The organism is Asaia siamensis (genome assembly GCF_014635085.1).
Lineage (GTDB): Bacteria > Pseudomonadota > Alphaproteobacteria > Acetobacterales > Acetobacteraceae > Asaia > Asaia siamensis.
The window spans coordinates 115,694-134,230 of record NZ_BMCH01000007.1 but is presented as its reverse complement, the minus strand read 5'-3'; the positions used below and the strand labels follow the sequence as shown (position 1 = coordinate 134,230).

General features: G+C 61.4%; 15 protein-coding genes. 12 read left to right on the top strand and 3 right to left on the bottom strand.

The features are described from left to right. Positions 1-86 precede the first annotated feature (86 nt). The 6 genes from IEV53_RS12775 to mdoH all read left to right on the top strand — a co-directional run bounded on the left by IEV53_RS12775 (position 87) and on the right by mdoH (position 9,353). The gene (locus IEV53_RS12775) at positions 87-1,286 is read left to right on the top strand and encodes an OpgC family protein (protein ID WP_188427210.1); all 1,200 of its coding nucleotides are present in this window, start codon (positions 87-89) and stop codon (positions 1,284-1,286) included. A gap of 19 nt (positions 1,287-1,305) precedes the next feature. Further along, positions 1,306-2,850, top strand: coding sequence for a Do family serine endopeptidase (locus IEV53_RS12770; RefSeq protein ID WP_229719878.1), 1,545 nt, complete (start codon positions 1,306-1,308; stop codon positions 2,848-2,850). A 3-nt stretch (positions 2,851-2,853) separates the two neighbouring features. Further along, on the top strand, positions 2,854-3,909 hold the full coding sequence (locus IEV53_RS12765) for an FUSC family protein (RefSeq protein WP_188427209.1): 1,056 nt from the start codon (positions 2,854-2,856) through the stop codon (positions 3,907-3,909). 168 nt (positions 3,910-4,077) lie between these two features. Continuing rightward, a complete protein-coding gene (locus IEV53_RS12760; protein WP_188427208.1) occupies positions 4,078-5,541 on the top strand; it encodes a mannitol dehydrogenase family protein in 1,464 nt (487 codons plus the stop codon). Positions 5,542-5,676: 135 nt separating this feature from the next. Beyond that, a complete protein-coding gene (locus tag IEV53_RS12755; protein ID WP_188427207.1) occupies positions 5,677-7,200 on the top strand; it encodes a glucan biosynthesis protein in 1,524 nt (507 codons plus the stop codon). Next, on the top strand, positions 7,176-9,353 hold the full coding sequence (gene mdoH / locus IEV53_RS12750; RefSeq protein WP_188427206.1) for a glucans biosynthesis glucosyltransferase MdoH: 2,178 nt from the start codon (positions 7,176-7,178) through the stop codon (positions 9,351-9,353). The genes IEV53_RS12755 and mdoH overlap by 25 nt, the downstream gene beginning before the upstream one ends. Positions 9,354-9,638: 285 nt before the next feature. Here the strand turns inward: mdoH and IEV53_RS12745 are convergent, their stop codons facing one another. Beyond that, on the bottom strand, positions 9,639-10,166 hold the full coding sequence (locus tag IEV53_RS12745) for a DUF2501 domain-containing protein (protein ID WP_188427205.1): 528 nt from the start codon (positions 10,164-10,166) through the stop codon (positions 9,639-9,641). A 240-nt stretch (positions 10,167-10,406) separates the two neighbouring features. On the opposite strand from IEV53_RS12745, the gene IEV53_RS12740 reads away from it, so the two are divergent. Further along, a complete protein-coding gene (locus tag IEV53_RS12740) occupies positions 10,407-12,491 on the top strand; it encodes a S9 family peptidase (protein ID WP_188427204.1) in 2,085 nt (694 codons plus the stop codon). 35 nt (positions 12,492-12,526) lie between these two features. Here the strand turns inward: IEV53_RS12740 and IEV53_RS12735 are convergent, their stop codons facing one another. Beyond that, on the bottom strand, positions 12,527-12,994 hold the full coding sequence (locus IEV53_RS12735) for a hypothetical protein (RefSeq protein ID WP_188427203.1): 468 nt from the start codon (positions 12,992-12,994) through the stop codon (positions 12,527-12,529). A gap of 92 nt (positions 12,995-13,086) precedes the next feature. Here IEV53_RS12735 and ykgO point away from each other — a divergent pair, with 92 nt between their 5' ends. The 3 genes from ykgO to IEV53_RS12720 all read left to right on the top strand — a co-directional run bounded on the left by ykgO (position 13,087) and on the right by IEV53_RS12720 (position 14,225). Beyond that, positions 13,087-13,212 carry a type B 50S ribosomal protein L36 gene (gene ykgO / locus IEV53_RS12730; RefSeq protein WP_023978233.1) on the top strand — a complete coding sequence of 42 codons (126 nt, stop codon included), beginning with the start codon at positions 13,087-13,089 and terminating at the stop codon, positions 13,210-13,212. Positions 13,213-13,249: 37 nt separating this feature from the next. Then, complete coding sequence (locus tag IEV53_RS12725) at positions 13,250-13,900, top strand: tetratricopeptide repeat protein (protein ID WP_188427202.1); 651 nt, start codon at positions 13,250-13,252, stop codon at positions 13,898-13,900. Between the two features lie 70 nt (positions 13,901-13,970). Then, positions 13,971-14,225: a hypothetical protein gene (locus IEV53_RS12720; protein WP_188427201.1), complete on the top strand. Its 255-nt coding sequence runs from the start codon at positions 13,971-13,973 to the stop codon at positions 14,223-14,225. Between the two features lie 128 nt (positions 14,226-14,353). Here the strand turns inward: IEV53_RS12720 and IEV53_RS12715 are convergent, their stop codons facing one another. Further along, positions 14,354-16,570 (bottom strand): primosomal protein N', encoded by a 2,217-nt coding sequence (locus IEV53_RS12715; protein ID WP_229719877.1) that lies wholly within the window; start codon positions 16,568-16,570, stop codon positions 14,354-14,356. Between the two features lie 74 nt (positions 16,571-16,644). Here IEV53_RS12715 and IEV53_RS12710 point away from each other — a divergent pair, with 74 nt between their 5' ends. Both IEV53_RS12710 and IEV53_RS12705 read left to right on the top strand, forming a co-directional pair. Then, complete coding sequence (locus tag IEV53_RS12710) at positions 16,645-17,580, top strand: tyrosine recombinase XerC (protein WP_188427199.1); 936 nt, start codon at positions 16,645-16,647, stop codon at positions 17,578-17,580. 6 nt (positions 17,581-17,586) lie between these two features. Next, positions 17,587-18,513 (top strand): retroviral-like aspartic protease family protein, encoded by a 927-nt coding sequence (locus IEV53_RS12705; protein ID WP_188427198.1) that lies wholly within the window; start codon positions 17,587-17,589, stop codon positions 18,511-18,513. Positions 18,514-18,537: the final 24 nt, after the last annotated feature.

Genomic DNA, 18,537 nt, shown 5'->3' with positions numbered 1-18,537 from the left:
AGTGGATCGCGCAAGCATCTGCGCGTATGAGCAGGCAAAGCCGGGGCACCGCCCCCGGACCGACCGGGCAGGAGAGCAGGACAGGAATGAGCGAGGCCAAGACCGACTCCGCCCGCAAACGCAAGAAGCGCGACCATCGTATCGACGCGCTGCGTGGCATCGCGCTGCTGATGATGCTGGCCGATCACGCCCCGCAGGATGTGCTCAACCGCTTTACCCTGCGCAATTTCGGTTTTGCCGATGCCGCCGAGATCTTCGTGCTGCTGGCCGGATACGCCTCATGGCTGGCTTACGGGCGGCTGATCCTGCGCGGCCCGCCAACAGGTGGCTGGCTGATGGGCATCGAGCGGATCGTGCGGCGATGCTGGCGCCTCTATCTGTTCCAGATGGTCATGCTGCTCGTCTCGGTACTCACCATCAGGCAATGGCGCCACTATTCTCCTGTTCCGGTCGATTTTCTCGAACCCGAACTCGCCCATGGGCATGAATGGATCTGGCGTGTCCTGTCTCTGCAGGCCCTGCCGAATAATCTGAACATCCTGCCGCTCTATATCGTGCTGCTGCTCGGCTTTCCGCTGCTGGTCTTTCTCTGGAAGATCTCGCCTTGGCTTCTGGCTGCGGCGAGTTTCGCCCTGTGGGGGCTGATCAACAGCGACCCCACGCTCAATCTGCCGAACTGGCTCGATCCGGATGGGTGGTATTTCAACCCGTTTGCCTGGCAGCTCATTTTCACGCTGGGGATGCTGGCCGCGATTGTGGCAGGCAAGCGTGACGGCAATCTGCCCGGTCCGCTCTGGGCAAAGCTCATTGCGGGCGCCTATCTGCTTTTCGGCGCGCTGGAATGCTTTCCCTATGAGAGCTGGAACCTGCCAAGCCTGAGGCCGCTTGCGGATGTGCCGCAGGCCGACAAATCAGACCTCGCCATCTGGCGCTGGGTCGACGCCATGGCCATTCTGCTGCTCGTTCAGTCTTCACTCACGGCGACGAAGCTCTCAGAAACGCGGATAGGGCAGGGTCTGGCATTACTGGGTCGCCATTCTCTCGAGGTCTTCAGCTTCGGCACGATTCTCGACCTCTTCGCACGACTGGTCATGAACAGCTTCGGCGACGGCTGGGTCATCCAGATCCTGGTCAATGTGCTGGGTCTGGCCGGTGTTTACGGCGTGGCCGTCTGGCTTGACCGCCATCGCCGCCAGGCCGCCCTCATGGCCGGTGAGACGCGAAAGGAAGCCAGAGAGGAAGAGAAGAAAGATCGTGACGCAGAGATAGGTGACGCAAACCCCTGATTTGCGTTAGCGTAAGACCATGAAACATCGCCTCGTTCTCGCTGCCCTGATGGGTGGCTGGGTCTCCGCCAGCTCTTCCGTTCTCGCCCAGCCCGCCGCCCCTCCCGTCACACCGGCGGCGGTCCCGGGCGATGGCGCTGCCACAGCGCGCAGCGTCCACGCGGCGCCAGATTCGCTGGCCGACCTTGCCGCCCGTCTGCTGCCCGCTGTCGTGAATATCTCGATCTCGGCCACGCTGAAGCCGGGCGAGGATGAAGACGATGATGACGGTCCGGATGCGAGCCCCGATGACGGCCCGCAGGTACCGCAATTTCCCCCCGGCTCGCCGATGGAGAAATTCTTTCACGACTACATGAATCATGCGCCGACCCCGTCGGACCCGCCGCGCAAGATGCAGGCACTGGGCTCGGGCTTCATCATCTCGCCCGATGGCTACATCGTGACCAATAATCACGTCATCAAGGATGCCGACAAGGTATCGGTCACACTGCAGGATGGCACAGTACTGCCCGCCAAGATCATCGGTCGTGACAGCCGCACCGATCTCGGTGTGATCAAGATCGAGAGCAAGACGCCCTTTCCCACCGTCTCCTTCGGCGATAGCGACAAGGCACGCGTGGGCGATCGCGTGCTGGCTATCGGCAATCCGTTCGGGCTGTCTGGCACGGTCACGAGCGGTATCGTGTCGTCACGCGGGCGCGACATCAATCACGGCCTGTATGACGACTATATCCAGACCGATGCCTCCATCAACCGCGGCAATTCGGGCGGTCCGCTTTTCGATCTCGATGGCCAGGTCATCGGCATCAATACGGCCATCTACAGCTCGAGCGGCGGCTCCATCGGTATCGGCTTTGCCATTCCGGCCAATGATGCAAAGGGCGTGATCGACCAGCTGCGTCGTGACGGCCATGTGTCGCGTGGCTGGGTCGGGGTGCGGGTGCAGGATGTCACGCATGAAATTGCTGACAGCATTGGTCTCAAGCCTGAAAAAGGGGCCATGATCGCAGGCGTCGATCCCAAGGGGCCAGCCGCAGCCGCCAAACTTCAGACGGGCGATGTCATCACCTCGCTCGATGGCAAACCAATCGACGGCCACGCCCTGCCGCGACTGGTGGCCGAGATCACACCCGGCACCAAGGCGGTGTTCGGTATCTGGCGCAAGGGCAAGACCTTGGATGCGACCCTGACCATCAAGGCCTCGCCCGAAGCGCCCGACATGCCGCCGACAGACGCCAAGACCAAGGGACCGAGCAAGCTCGCCCTTGTCGATCTGGGCGTGACGTTTGCCGCAATCGACGATGACACCCGCGCCAAATACAATCTCTCCGACTCACAGCGCGGTGTGGTGGTGACCGATGTCACGCGCGACGGCACGGCCGATACGCGCGGCCTGCAGCCGGGCGACGTGGTGACAGAGGTGCAGCAGGTAGGCGTCAACTCGCCCGATGCCCTCTCGAAAGAACTGGCACGGGCGCGCCAGCAGAAAAAACATACGATCCTGCTGCTTGTTCAGGGGCAGGACGGATTGCGCTGGGTGCCGTTGCCACTCTCCGGGGAGTGACCCATGCCTTTCGCCTCGCTGTTCAGGGCCCGTGAAGACGGAGAAGCACCCTGGCGCCAGATGGTCCGCACACTCGTTGCGGTCGCGCTCTGCTGGATCATTGGCGAGGCCACCGGGCTGGATGAAACGATCTGGGCGTTGATCACGGCGCTGATCGTCACACAATCGAGCATCGACCAGACTTTTTCGACGGCACGTGACCAGATCATCGGCACGCTGCTCGGCGCGGTTGTGGGCACGCTGGCCATAACCGCACGGCTGGTCTTCGGCCTTTACTGGCCGATTTTCTGCGTTGCCCTCCTGCCCCTGGCGTATATGGCCGCTGTCAGGCCCTCTCTGCGCTTTGCCGGGGTGACGCTCATGATCGTCTATCTGCTGCCTTCTCGTGGCAGCAACCCCTACTGGCCGCTGACAGAGCGACTGACTGCCATTTTCCTGGGTGTCATCGTCTCGCTGGTGGTGTCGTTTGTCGTACTCCATGCGAGTGCACGGCGTCGTGGCTTCCTGACCGCAGGGCGCATGTTTCGCGAGATGGATGAGCTGCTACAGGCCGCTCTCAGGCGTGAAGAGATGTGGAGCGAGCTTGAAAGCCGTAACGACCACTGCGCGCGCAATCTGCTTGTCATCAACGAATGCGTGGCAGAGGCCTATCGCGAAAACTGGGGCCTGCTCGAAAAGCGTCACCCTATCTTGACCGTGCTGCCGGCCCTGATGCGGCGGATGCTGAGCGATACCATGCTGGTGGCGCGCGCCATCAATGCCGGCAAGGACAGGGGCGGATTTTCGGGCGTGGCGGGACTTCATACCGGCCTCAGCCATGCCTATCGCTCGCTTGCCCGGCGCTGCGAGATCCATGCTGCCGGCAAGGCACATGAAAAGCCTTATCGCCCCGGACGTGAAGACGTGCTGAGTGCCCTGCCGACACTCGGGCAGGATGCCCTGCCGGAAATGCATTTTGTTATCGCACTGCTTCGGCAGGATCTGCGTCGTGCGACGGATGTGCTGATGAGCACACCGGAAAGCCGGGCCAAGGACCTGCGGGACATGATCGGAAAATAGCGTCGGCGCGGGCCGGCGATGAACTTGTGAACGGCCTGAGGCGTTTATCCGAACGTAATGCGCCCATAAAAGGCGACGCACCATTTTTGACGTGGGGCAGCCGATCAGGTCACTCTGCCCCGCCCGGGAACGGCAACCTGTATAAAAAACGAAGAGGGATTTAAGCTAATGATCACCCGTGAGACTCTGCAGAACCTGCCAGAAGGCGTGGCAGCGCCGTCTTATGATCTCAAGGACATCAAGCCGGGAATCCTGCATTTCGGCGTGGGGAACTTCTTTCGTGCGCACGAAGCCTATTACGTCAACAAGGTTCTTGGCCTGCCGGGCCAGCAGCAATGGGGCATCGTCGGGGTTGGCCTGACATCGGGCGACCGCTCGAAGAAGAAAGCCGACGACTTCAAGGCACAGGATTGCCTTTTCTCCCTGACCGAAACCGCCCCGTCAGGTGAAAGCAAGCGCAGTGTGATCGGCGCCCTGCGCGATTACATTCTGGCCCCGGAAAAGCCCGATGCGGTACTCGATCTTCTTTCCGACCCCGCCATCAAGATCGTCTCCATGACGATTACGGAAGGCGGCTATAATATCGACGAGCATACTGGCGAGTTTGCCCTTGAGAATGAGGGTGTTCAGCGTGACCTCGCCAATCCGGAATCGCCTTCGACGATTTTCGGCTATGTGGTCGAGGGTCTGCGTCGTCGTCGCGATGCCGGCAACCGTGCCTTCACGATCATGTCCTGCGATAACCTGCGCCATAATGGCAATGTCGCGCGCAAGGCGTTCCTGGGTTTTGCCCGTGCCCGCGACCCGGAGTTGGCAAGCTGGATCGAAGCCAACGCGACCTTCCCCAACGCCATGGTCGATCGCATCACACCGACGGTTTCGCCCGAGATCGCCGCGCGTCTGAACCGCGAGAGCGGTCTCGACGACCTTCTGCCGCTGGTTGCCGAGGATTTCACCCAATGGGTGGTTGAGGATGAGTTTGCCGATGGCCGCCCCGCCCTTGAAAAAGTGGGCGTGCAGATGGTCGATGACGTGACCGATTATGAGTTCATGAAGATCCGTATGCTCAATGCATCGCATATCTTCCTGGCCTTCTCGGGCCTTCTGCTCGGCTACGATCACATTGATGAGTCGATCAACGATCCCGATCTGCGCAAGCTGGTCGAGACCTATCTCGATACCGATGTCATCCCGACCCTCAAGGCGGCACCAGGCGAAGATCTCGAAAAATACAAGCAGTCGGTCATATCACGCTTCTCCAACCCGGCCATGGCCGACCAGAATCTGCGTATCGGCAGCGATGGCGCCTCCAAGGTTCAGGTTTTCTGGACGGCAACGATCCAGAACCTGCTCAAGGACAAGCTGTCGATTGATCGCGTGGCCTACGGTCTGGCCGCCTATCTTGAAATGCTGCGCGGCAAGAACGAGCAGGGCGGTAGCTTCGAGCCGATCGAGCCGACCTTTACCGACGAAACCTGGAACATCGCCAGAAGCGACGATTTCGAAGCAGGCTTCGCCCTTCCGGCATTCGATGGTTGGCGCAAGCTCGACCATAAGGCGCTTGACGCAAAAGTGATCGAACTGCGCCATATCATTCGTGAGAAGGGCGTAAAAGCCGCGCTTCCCGCCTGAAAAGGATGCGTGAAAGCCGCACTCGTGACAGATTTCTAAGGCAGGCGAGTTTTCCTGTGTCCCAAAGTAACTTATGGGCGTTAGGAAAATCAGACATCACCCGGCTCCCGGCCGGGCCTGCTGGAGAAAGTCATAGTGCTGCGTCGCGACCTTGTAAAAATCGGTGCTGGCCTCTCGATACTGGGGGCTAGCAAGATCGCCCGGGCGGCCCCTGCCGCCGCGCCGCAGGCGACGGCGTTCGACAACAACACCGTGCGCCTCATCGCGCAGAAGCTGTCGAAATCGGCCTACAAGGCGCCGCAGCAATCCCTGCCCAGCGCCATCGACAACATGAATTTCGACCAGTTTCGCGGTATCGCCTATAAGGAAGACCGCGCCTTGTGGCGGGGGCAGAACCTGGCCTTCGACGTCGAATTCTTCCCGCGCGGCTTTCTGTACCGCCCACGTATCAACATGAACGAGGTTGTCGACGGGCAATCGACGCCCATCGTCTACGACCCCGACATGTTCACCTATCCCGATCCGATGCTGCGCGTGACCGACGATCTCGGCTTTTCGGGCCTGCGCCTGCGCAATGCCATCAACACGCCCAATGTCATGGAAGAATGCGCCGTATTCCTTGGCGCTTCCTATTTCCGCGCCGTCGCCAAGGGCCAGAACTACGGTCTTTCAGCACGCGGCTTTGCCAATGGCACGGGCGATCCGAAGGGCGAGGAATTCGCCCTCTTCCGCGAATTCTGGCTTGAAAAGCCGAAGCCCGGTGTCGATTCCGTCGTCATTCACGCCCTGATGGACAGCCCCTCGGTCGTGGGCGCTTTCCGTTTCACCATTCGCCCCGGCGCCACTACGGTGTTCGATGTGCAGTCGAGCTTCTATCCGCGCACCGACATCACCGAAGGCGGCGTGGCGGCTCTTACGGGCATGTTCTATTTCGACGCCAATAACCGCAATCATGTCGATGACTGGCGCCCGGGCGCTCATGACAGCGAAGCGTTGCAGATGTGGACCGGGACGGGCGCGCAGCTTTACCGCCCGCTCAACAACCCGGTCGATCTGCAGTTCTCGGCGTTTCAGGATGCCAGCCCGCATGGCTTTGGCCTGATGCAGCGTCGCCGCTCTTTCCATGATTTCGAGGATCTGGCGCTGAATTATGAAAAGCGCCCGTCACTATGGATCGAACCCATCGGCGACTGGGGCGAAGGCGCCGTCGATCTGGTCGAAATCCCGACCCCCAACGAGGTGAACGACAATATCGTCTCGTTCTGGCGCCCCAAGCAGACCATGCAGGCCGGGCACGAATATGCCTATACCTACCGCATGTACTGGGGCTGGGACACGCCCTGGCCGACCGATCTCGCCCGTATCGGCGCCACCCGCGTCGGCGCAGTGACCGACCATGCCGATGGCCGCATGTTCGTTATCGACTTTACCGGCAAGCCCTTCGAGAACCTGCCGCCCAACGCCGCTTTCCATCTTCTGCCGCAGGCCTCGACCGGCACCATCAAGAATGTGGTGGTCGAGCCCAATCCTGAAATCAAGGGCTGGCGCACGACGTTCGAATTCTATCCGGGCAGCGCGAAGCTGGCGGAGCTGACCTGCCAGCTTGCCAATGAGCAGGGCCCGATTTCCGAAAAATGGATGTATCGTTGGACGCCGTGAGCAGCCTTTCCCGCAAATTCACCCCTTTCGACGTGCTTCCGGCGGAATCGCCTCTCGAGATGCCGACGCAGAACCTGCGTCAGCGTCCCGAGACGTTCGGGCGTGACCGTCATCCCCCCACCACGCCGCCCTTTCTCTGGCTGCGTCGCCTGTTCGTCATCGGAGGCGCCATCCTCCTGACGGCATGGGGCGCCTTTGAAATGAACCGGGTGCTAAACAGCATGGGCGTTTCGACGCTCGGCATTATCGTGCTTGCGCTGTTCGTCATTCTCGGGGCGTGGATCTCGCTTTCCTTCACCTCGTCCCTGGCCGGTTTCGTTTCGGTACTGCGCCATGGCGGGCTTGGGCTGGGCATATCGCGTGAAACGCCGCTGCCTGCCCTCATGACACGCACAGCCGTGCTCATGCCCACCTATAACGAAGACCCCGACCGCGTTCTGGTCGGGCTGCGCGCCATTCATGACAGTCTGGTGGCCACAGGCCGTATCGACGCTTTTGATTTCTTCCTGCTTTCCGACACGACCGATCCGGATGTCTGGATTCGTGAAGAGCGCGCCTATCTCGCCTTCGTCGAGGCCGTTCATGGTCAGGGTCGCGTTTTCTATCGTCGCCGCCCCAAGAATATCGACCGCAAATCTGGCAATCTCGAAGAGTGGGTGAAGCGCTTCGGCGGGGCCTATCAGCAGATGCTGACGCTCGATGCCGATTCCGTCATGGATGGCGGGCTGATCGTCCGTACCGTCTCGGCCATGGAGCGCCACGAGAAAGTGGCCCTGATCCAGACCCTGCCCGTCATTATCGGCGGCAAGACGCTTTTTGCGCGGATGCAGCAATTTGCCGGACGTGTCTATGGCCCGCTCATCGCCCATGGCATTGCCTGGTGGCACGGCTCCGAGGGCAATTACTGGGGCCATAACGCCGTCATCCGCACGCGCGCCTTTGCCGAACAGGCCGGTCTGCCCCATCTGCCGGGTCGCAAACCCTTTGGTGGTGGCATTCTGAGCCATGATTTTGTCGAAGCGGCCCTCATGCGTCGCGGCGGCTGGGCCATTCACATGATCCCCGGTCTTTTCGGCTCCTATGAAGAAAGCCCGCCCTCGCTCACCGATGTTGCCATTCGCGACCGTCGCTGGTGCCAGGGCAATCTGCAGCATGGCAAGATCGTGCTGTCACGCGGCCTGCACTGGGTCAGCCGGATGCATATGATGGTCGGCATCGGCGCCTATATCACCTCACCGCTCTGGCTGCTTTTCCTGCTTTTCGGCATCCTGATTTCGCTCCAGTCGCATTTCGACCGGCCGGAATATTTCGGTGACACCAAGACCCTCTATCCGCATTGGCCGCAGGTCGATCCGGTACAGGCCAAATATGTGTTCATCGGCACCATGGCTGTGCTGCTCGCCCCCAAGGCGCTTGCTCTGATCACGACGCTGTTCGACCGCGCCATGCTGCGTAGCTGTGGCGGGGTACTGCGCCTGACGGCCTCCATCGCGCTCGAGACACTCATCGGTGGCCTCATCGCCCCCATCGCCATGCTTATCCATACCTCGGGCGTGATCTCGATCCTGCGCGGGCGCGATTCTGGCTGGAACGCCCAGAACCGCGATGACGGTCGCGTTTCCCTCAAGGAAATCGCTCACGGCTACTGGATTTACACCGCTTTCGGTGTCGTCATGGCTGCAGCCGCCTGGTCTGTCTCCTTCTCGCTGTTCCTCTGGATGACACCGGTTCTGCTCGGCCTCGCGCTTGCCATACCGCTGGCGGCCATGACGGCCAGCCGTGATGTGGGACTCTGGCTGAAAAGCTGGGGGCTGCTTCTGATTCCTGAAGAAACCGCCCTGCCGCCCATCCTGCAGCTGGCCGCCGAGAACGATCTGCGCCGGACACAGGCTGAAGCCATGCCCAACCGTCCACCCGAAGAGGCTTTTGCCGCCCTGCGCGTCGATCCCGAACTGGTGGCCGAGCATCGCCGCGCCCTGCCCGCCCCGCGTAAACCCGGCACCGCCATCGATGCCAACCTCGTTGTCGGTCTGCTGAAACTGCGCGAGGCTCCTTCTGTCGCCGATGCCCTCAACGTGCTCACGCGTCAGGAAAAGGCCGCTGTTCTCTGCAGTGCAGAAGGCCTCGATCTGGTGCTGGCTCTGCCTTACTGAAGCGGCATCCGGGGCTTTGCCCCGGACCCGCAGAGGGGCTGGTTTTTTCAGTCCCTGCTTTGATTTCCGACCGGTCGCGGGGCTGCATGGCTTGCAAAGCCTTTGCAGGGTGCCGCCCTGACACGCGAAGAGGCTGGCCCCTTCGATCCCGCTTCAACGACGGCTGTCCTTTAGCGGGAAGAGGGGCGAAGCCCTCGGGAAGCCTCAACATAACGCACCCCCAACATAGCAAAAAGGCCAGCCCTTGCGGACTGGCCCTTTCGCGAAGGCTTCGACAGGCAGGGCTTACTTGTAGTCCTGACCGCGCTGGCCGACCTGCGCGCAGAGCTGCGTGCGATGGCTGAGGTCGAGCGTGGACACATCGAACGGCACATTCGTGCTGGTCTGCAGCAGGCCCTTGCCGCCGAGCGAATAATACTGATCGTTCTTCACGTCAGGACGCTTGGCAAGGGTGCGACCAACAACGCGCAGGGTGGTGCCATGCACAAGGTGATTGCGCACGCAATAGCTTGCGAGCCCGGCCAGATTGCCAGCCTTCGCTGAGTCGAGCGAGGGCAGACCATAGGTGTCGAGCACGCCCGGCGTGGCGGCAGTCGACACCGTGTCGCTCACTTCGGCTCCGCCAACCGACTGCATGACATTGGTGGGCGCATGCGGTGCGCCATCGCGGTGCACGGGCAGCGATCCGGCAGGCATGACGGTGGACTGAGTGCCAGGCGCAACCGAGGGAACGGGAGCCTGCTGGGCGTGAGCTGCACCAACAAAGACGAGGCTGCACAGAGCTGTCAGGCCGAGGCAAGTACGTGCGAACATGAAAAACTATCCTTTGTCTGCTCTTCGTCAGACCCCGCCTGCAAAGCCGGGGGCCGTTAAAACGCTTTCTCCCGAAGCCGAATGCCGGGGTGAAGGACGTGTGCTTTTGTAACATGTGAGCCGGGCGCAGGTTTGTTCTCACATCGAAACTTCGCAGAAACAGAATTTTAGGGCGTTGAGGCGCATCCTGTTCTGCCGCACTCTATCGACCTTGTTTCTGAACAACTTCGAGGCCTTGCCATGATCCCCCCCGCTCCCCGGCGCGTCCCGCACACCATCACCCAGCTCGGACGTGTCAGGCAGGATGATTATGCCTGGATGAAGGATGAGAACTGGCAGAAGGTGCTGCGCGACCCATCGCTGCTGCGAACCGATATTGCCGAGGCCCTGCGCGAAGAGAACGCCTACACCGAGCATTGCCTCGAAAAAACGGCGCCCGTGCGCGAGGCCCTGCTCAAGGAAATGATCGGGCGTATCCCGCCCGCCGAGGATTCCGTACCCTGGCCCGATGGCGCGTGGCTCTATTTCTCGCGCTTTGCAAAAGACGCCCAGCATCCGGTCTATCTGCGTCGCCCCCGCGCCGGAGGGGATGAGCAGGTTCTTCTCGATGTCGAAGCCCTTGCAAAGGAGCATGCCTATTTCGCGCTCGCGGGCACACGCCATTCCGACGATCATCGGGTCTTCGTCTACGCGGCAGACATGCAGGGCTCTGAAGTCTATCGCCTGCACAGTATCGACCTCGAAACAGGCAAGGCCTATGCCCCTGCGGTCGAGAGTGCCGCAGGCAGCTTCGTCATTTCGCCTGACAGCCAGTGGCTGTTCTGGGTCTATCGCGACGATAATGGCCGTCCGTCACGGGTCTATCGCCGTCCGCTCGCCGGTGGTGAGGATGTGCTGGTCTTTGACGAACCGGATTCGGGCTTCTTCGTCAGCCTGAATGTCACGGCATCGCGCAAGTGGATCGTGATTGAACGAGGCGATCACGATACCAACGAGACGCTTCTCATTCCTGCCAGCGACCCGACACAGATGCCGCAGGTTGCGTCTCCTCTGGTACGAGGCGAACGCTACAACTTCACGCACTGGAATGACCGCTTCATCGTTCTGACCAATACCGGCAACGCGATCGATTTCCAGTTCATGCAGGTGCCGGATTCCTCGCCGTCACGCGAAAACTGGACGCCCTTCGTGCCGCACGAGCCGGGTCGCTTCCTGCTTGGCGCCGCCGCCAGCCGGGATTATCTCGCCTGGTCCGAACGGGTGAATGGCAATATCGAAATCCATGTCATCCGTCAGGATGTGCAAGGTCCGGTACGTGCCGAGGCCAGAACCATCGGCATGAAGGAGGAAGCCTTCGACCTCACCTTGCTCGGCTTTCTCGAATATGGCGATACGACACTGCGCTATATCTATGAGTCACCAACCACGCCGGCCCATTGGTACGATGTCGATATGGCGAGCGGCGCCCAGACCCTGCAGAAGATCCGCGAGATTCCGTCAGGTCATGACCCGGCCCTGTATGAAACGCGGCGTCTTTTTGCCCGTGCGTCTGATGGTGCCGAAGTGCCTATCACTGTGCTCAAGCGCCGTGACACGCCATGCGATGGCACGGCACCGCTGCTGCTCTACGGCTATGGCTCTTATGGCATCTCGATGGAATCCGGGTTCAGCACCTCGGTCTTCAGTCTGGTCGATCGTGGCTGGATCTATGCCGTTGCCCATATTCGTGGCGGATCGGAAAAAGGCTGGGACTGGTTCCTTCAGGGACGCGGCAAGCACAAGCCCAACAGCTTCACCGATTTTGTTACCTGTGGGCGTCATCTCGCAGCACAGGGCTATGGCAGGGAAGGGCGTATCGTCGCCCATGGTGGCTCGGCAGGCGGGTTGCTTATGGGGGCAGTCGCCAATCTCGCCCCCGATCTGTTCGCGGGTATCGCGGCACAGGTACCGTTCGTCGATGTGCTGAACACCATGTCTGACGACACCCTGCCGCTCACCCCGCCCGAATGGCCCGAATGGGGCAATCCGCTGGAAGACGGCGACGCCTATGACCTGATCGCCAGTTACTCGCCCTATGACAACATCCGGCCCGTTGCCTATCCGCCGGTTCTGGCCATGGGCGGTCTGTCAGACCCGCGCGTGACCTATTGGGAACCCGCGAAATGGATCGCGAAACTACGCGAAATCGCCCAGGGTGGGCCCTTCCTGTGCCGCATCAACATGGATGCCGGTCATGGAGGGTCTTCCGGGCGGTTCAAGCGTCTTGAAGAAGTGGCCTATGTGCAGGGCTTCGCCCTGTGGGCCATGGAACGACGCCCGCTCTGATCAGAACAGGCCCGGCAGAGCGCCGGGCCCGATTATCAGTCGTCATTCTCGCTCGGCGGGCGGGATTGGGCAGCCGCACAGAGCGGCGGCAATTTGGGGTCACTCTCGCCCTTGGTGCGGCACAGTCGGCGCGCATCGGCCCCGCAGACCTCAATTGTTTCCTCAAAATCGGATTCGAGCACGTCGCGGGCGACCGCAGCATCCTGGTTATTGCTGTCGGTATCCTGATTAGCGACGATCCCCTGCGTCTTGTGCAGTTCCTTCAGCGCTTCGACGCATGTATCGCTCGCCGAGTCCGGGTCGGTCTGTAGCACACCGAGAATCCGGTTGAGCACCGACGCCGGATCGTTTTTCGGATGGGGCGCAGCTTGGGCCGCAAGTGGGAGTCCCAGGAGGAGGATGGCGAAAACAGGCAGGGCTTTCTTCATGGAATCAGGATAATTGCGTTTCTCTCCTTTGAAAACGCCCAAAATAAAGGCTTTCGGCGCCGGGAAACGCAGCAAAGAGTTGACTCCCGCCATGCCGGTTAGTATTCCGACCACCTCTCGCGGGCGCGACGCCCGTTCGTCTTGCATGGCCCGGGAAGCAAATTATCATGAAGATCCGTAACAGCCTCAAATCCGCAAAGCTCCGCGACAAGGACTGCCGCGTCGTTCGCCGTCGTGGCCGCGTTTATGTCATCAACAAGAAGAACCCGCGTATGAAAGCACGCCAGGGCTAATCTCCTGTTGATGCCGAAACGGAGCCACCGCCCCGTTTTGACGCATTGCACGGCCCTTTACCGGGCCGTCGTCAGGCCGTGTCTGCTTTTCAGCAGCGCGGCTTTTGTCGTTTCTACGCTTTCCTCTACCCATGCCGCGCCTGTTCCGGCTCTTCAGCCCAGCCAGATAGCGCCTTCTGCCAAGGCCACTTCCCCCGCTAAGCCGAAACCCGATCCGCTGCAGGAGACCAGCAAGGCGCTGCGTGCGGCAAAGACCGCAACGGAAGCCCGTGAGCTGGAGCGCCGCGCTGAAACCTTGCGACAGAAGGGCCTGTCGGCCAGCACGCGCCTTCTGCTCGAAAATGCCGATTCGAGCCTCAAGGCTCATGATTATCGCAAGGCCGAGGCCGCTCTGGACAATGCGCTTGTCCTTCAGCCGGACAAGGCCTTCATTCGTCGCGGCCGCGCCCGTGTACGCTACGCGGCAGGCGATTTCGAAGGGGCTATCAGCGACCTTGGCGTCGCACTTCAGAAAGACCCTGACGATCCATTGTCATGGCAGCTCCTCTCTCAGATAGAGGAAGAGCGACATGACATGAAAGCCGCTCTCGCCGCCGCCCGACAGGTGCTTGTCGTCGATCCGCTTGCCAGCAATGGTGCCAAACGTGTGAAGACATTGCAGGCCGCCGTGGATGGACGTCCGATTTAAAGCACGTCACGATCTCAACTCTGTCGCGTCTGCGTTGTTTGATAAGACAGAGACGTCAAAGGAGAATCCGATGTTCAAGAAGAACAAAGCCAAGGTCACTGAACTGACCGCCCCGGACGAAGGCAAGAAAGGCTGCTGCATCAGCAAGATGTGCTGCTCTGCCAAGCCGCAGACGAAAGAAGCCATTCTGGGTGGCCTCACCTTCCTCAGCCTGTTCGGCCCCAAGAAGCTGCGCCCCCATCTGCAGCATGTTCTCGCCGTCATCGCCATCGTCACCTTCGTGGTCAAGGCCATCAAGCCCAAGCGCGAAGACAAGGCCGCCTGAAAAAGCCTCTCCTGTCGGGAGGGACTCCCCCTTGCCTCCGACAAAAGGTCATCGTCTCCTCAATATCCCGCAACGGGATAAGAGGGGCGATGCCCCTTCCGGTGGCGGGACGGTGCCCCGCAACCTTCCTACAGAAACGAAATCGGATCGATATCGATGTCGATCCGCTCATGGCTCGAAAGTTTCACGCCCTCAAGCCATTGCCTCAGAATAGGCTGCACGGCGACATTCCGCCGTGTGCGCAAAAGCAGGCGTCGGCGATGACGACCCCTTAAAATAGCCAGAGGCGCTGGAGCGGGGCCAAGCACCTGCGTTCCAGGCAGTTCGGGCGCTCTGGCACCCAGCTTGGCAGCCAGACGATCGGCGGCTTCGGCGGAATCGGCGCTGACAATCAACGCTGCCAGACGCCCGTATGGTGGCCAGAAACCGGGCTTTCTCTGCGCAGATTCCTGTTCCATGAAGGCCTGATAGTCGTTCGAGACGAGCGCCTTCATGACCGGGTGGTCGCCCAGATAGCTCTGCAGAAGCACCGCGCCCGGCTTGTCGGCACGACCGGCACGACCAGAGACCTGATGCAGAAGCTGCACGGTGCGCTCTGCGGCGCGCAGATCGCCCCCGCCCAGCCCGAGATCGGCATCGACCACACCTACAAGAGTCAGATCAGGAAAATGCCAGCCTTTGGCGACAATCTGGGTACCGATGACAAGATCGATCTCCCGGTCACTGATGCGGCGCACGGCCTCAGCTGTCGCAGAGGGCGAGCCAAGCGTGTCGGATGCCATGACCAGAATACGCGCGTCGGGAAAATGCAGCCGTGCTTCTTCATGAACACGCTCGATACCGGGGCCAATCGCCACCAAGCTGGCTTCGGCATCGCATGACGGGCAGGTTTCGGGCAGCGCCTCATGATGACCGCAATGGTGGCAGGTCAACATCTGACGGGCGCGATGCTCGACCAGCCAGGCGGAACAGTTCGGGCATTCCATGCGATGGCCGCAACTGCGGCACAGCGTCAGCGGCGCATAGCCTCGGCGATTGAGGAACAGCATGGCCTGTTCCTGACGCTCGAAGGTCGCGCTGATGGCGGCAACGAGTTCCGGCGACAGAAACTGACCGCGCTCCGGCGGGGCGCGTCGCATATCGACCAGTCTGACATCGGGCAGGGTCGCATTGCCATGACGACTATGGAGGGTGACATGCTGGTATCGCCCGTTCTCTACATTGGTCAGGGTTTCGAGACTGGGCGTGGCCGAGACCAGTATCGCCGGCACGTCGGAAAGGCGCGCCCGGACGATGGCCATGTCGCGACCATGATAGGTCACGCCTTCTTCCTGCTTGAAAGCGGATTCATGCTCCTCATCGACGATGATGAGGCCAAGATCGGGAAAGGGCAGAAACAGGGCAGAGCGCGCGCCAACGACCACAGCCGCCTGCCCCTGAGCGATGGCGTGCCAGGTCTCCCGGCGCTTCTTGCCGCCAAGCTCGGAGTGCCACAAGGCAGGCTGCACACCGAAACGGCGTGCGAAACGGTCGGTCCATTGGGTGGAAAGAGCGATTTCAGGCAGCAGAACCAGACATTGCCGCCCGGCCGCAAGACAGGCAGCCACAGCCTCGAAATAGACTTCTGTCTTTCCCGACCCGGTCACACCCTCCAGCAACGTGACACCAAAACGATGGGCCTTGACCCCTTCTGACAGATGATCGGCGGCCTCGCGCTGCTCCTCTGACAAGTGAGGGGGGTGAAATCCCGCATCGGGAGGCGCAAAAAGAGGCGCAACGACGAGCGGGGCCTCTTTCAGAACGCCCGCCGACGCGAGGCCGCGCAGCACTGCGGGAGAAACGCCGGTTTTTTCTGTCAGCGCTGCCGTCGAAAGCGGCACATCCCCTATGGCATCGAGTACGCGTTGCCGGGCTTCGGTCAGGCGTAGCCCGGCAAGATCGGCCTCCCCCCTGATCCAGCCAAGCTGTACGCGGGTCGGCTGTGTGTGGCGCGCCCTGATGGCCATGGCCAGCACGAGCCCGGGTGGGGTCAGCGTATAGGCAGCCAGCCAGTCGATGAAGCGCCGAAGATCAGCCGGGATCGGGGGCAGATCGAGCTGCCCGAGGATCGGCTTCAGTCGGGCGAGGGCAACCTCTCTGGCAGGTGCGGGCGCAAAATCGGCCGGGACATCGCTTTGCGTATCCCATACACAACCAGTTTCCTGCCTGCGCCCCAGGGGCACGCTAACCAGATCGCCGGGGGAAACACGCCCTTCAGGGGCCAGATAATCGAGCGGTGTCGGAAAAGGCAGCGGCAGCAGAACGCTGACACGCACCGCTCTCTCGCCATCTGCTGTCAGCTTCATTAAGCTCGGTTCCGTCATGTTGCCTGAGCGCCCCCTTCTGCCCTGTCCTCTTAACCGAGACGAGGTCCGCCGTCATGCAGATGCATGAATGTCTCGAAAACTGGCTGGACTGGCTGGCGCATGAAAAACGGGCAAGCCCGAACACCGTGCAGGCCTATCGCAATGATGTGGCATCGGCACTCGGCTTTCTTGGTGAGCATCTGGGGCAGGAGCCCGATCTGAACGCTTTCGCCGCTCTGCGCACGGCGGATTTTCGCGCCTGGCTGGCCCATGACGCAAGCCGGTCAGAAATGCAGCCAGGGACACCCGATGGCCGCGCCCGCTCGCGTGCCAGACGGGTCTCGGCCCTGCGGTCTTTCACCCGCTATCTCAATTCCATCCATGGGGTGAGCGCCTCGGCATTGAGCCAGCTGAGCGCGCCGAAAACCCGTAAACGTCTGCCGCGCCCCCTAGCGCGCGACGTCGCACGCACGGCTCCTGTTGAAATGGCGGCGCTGGCCGAGCACCCGCTCTGCGCCGCGCGCGATGAGGCCCTGTTCACCCTCTTATATGGGGCAGGGCTGCGTATAGGCGAGGCCCTGTCGCTGAACGTGCGCGATCATGACCGGGCCGCGCAAAATGGCCTGCGTGTGGTGGGCAAAGGCGGCAAGGAACGTCTGGTGCCGCTTCTGCCTCATGTCGCAAAAGCTCTTGCGGCCTGGCGCGTCCATCACCCCTGCCCCATACCGGAGGCGCCGCTCTTTGTCGGGCTGCGCGGCAAGCGCCTGCAGCCTGCCGTAGCGCGACGCGTGATGCAGCTCTGGCGCGAACAGGGCGGGCTGGATGCCAGCGCCACCCCGCACAGTCTGAGGCACTCCTTCGCCACCCATCTTCTGGAAGGCGGCGCCGATCTGCGCGCCATACAGGAACTTCTGGGGCATGCCAGCCTTTCTACGACCCAAAACTATACGCTGGCTGATGAAAATCATCTCCTTGCCGTCTGGCAGGCTCACCCACGCGCAAGGAAATAAGAACACGTGCTGCGCCCTGCTCTTGCCCTGCCCGCCATGATCATGGCTGGATTTCTGCCCCCTCGTGCTATGGCCACGCCTTGCGCCGCCGAGCGTATTGCAGAGATCCCGCTCCACAACGACGCGCTGTTTCTCAACGCGCCTGTCGTGCTCGACGGGCGTCAGGCGCGCTTCATTCTCGATACCGGGTCCGAAGGCAGTCTGATCACGCCCGAAGCGGCGGCGGCACTGCATCTGACGCCCGACCCTGCCCATGCAACCGTCATTCAGGGCCCGAATGACCGCGGCCAGCTTGCGCCCAACATGCTGATACGCGCGCTTTCCCTCGGCCTAATCCCTCTGGGTCAGCGCTCCATCCCGCTGGGCGCGCTGCCTGGCCTGCCGATCCTGACCCCACCCATTGCCGGGCTGATGGGGGTCGATCTGCTCCAGCATTTCGATCTCGAATTCGATGTCCCCCATCAGCGTCTCACTCTCTGGCGCCCCGTCGGCCAAAGCGGTACTTGCGTGGCGAAACCGTCATGGCCAGCCGGCTATACAACCCTCAAGGCCAGACATGAGGGCACAAGACTGACCGTTTCCTTCACACTGGACGGCCAAAGCGGCACAGCCCTGCTCGATAGCGGCGCACGCTCACATATTCTCTCGCGACGCTTCGCCCATGCGATGGGCATTACAGACGATGTTCTGCGTCAGGATCCGGGCGGCGTGACCAGTGGTGTCGATCTCAATGCGCGCTGGTATCACTGGCATCGCTTCCATGCGCTGCATCTCGGCGAAGAGACAGCCGGTAGCGGTAACCCGATCTGGAAAGACCCGGTTCTGACCGTTTCGGACATGCGCGATAATGTGGATATGCTGCTTGGTGCAGACTGGTTTGCCCAGCACGATATCTGGGTTTCTTTGAGCGCTGGCCGCGTCTGGGTACGTTGAGACGGAAGGCGGGACCAAGTCGAC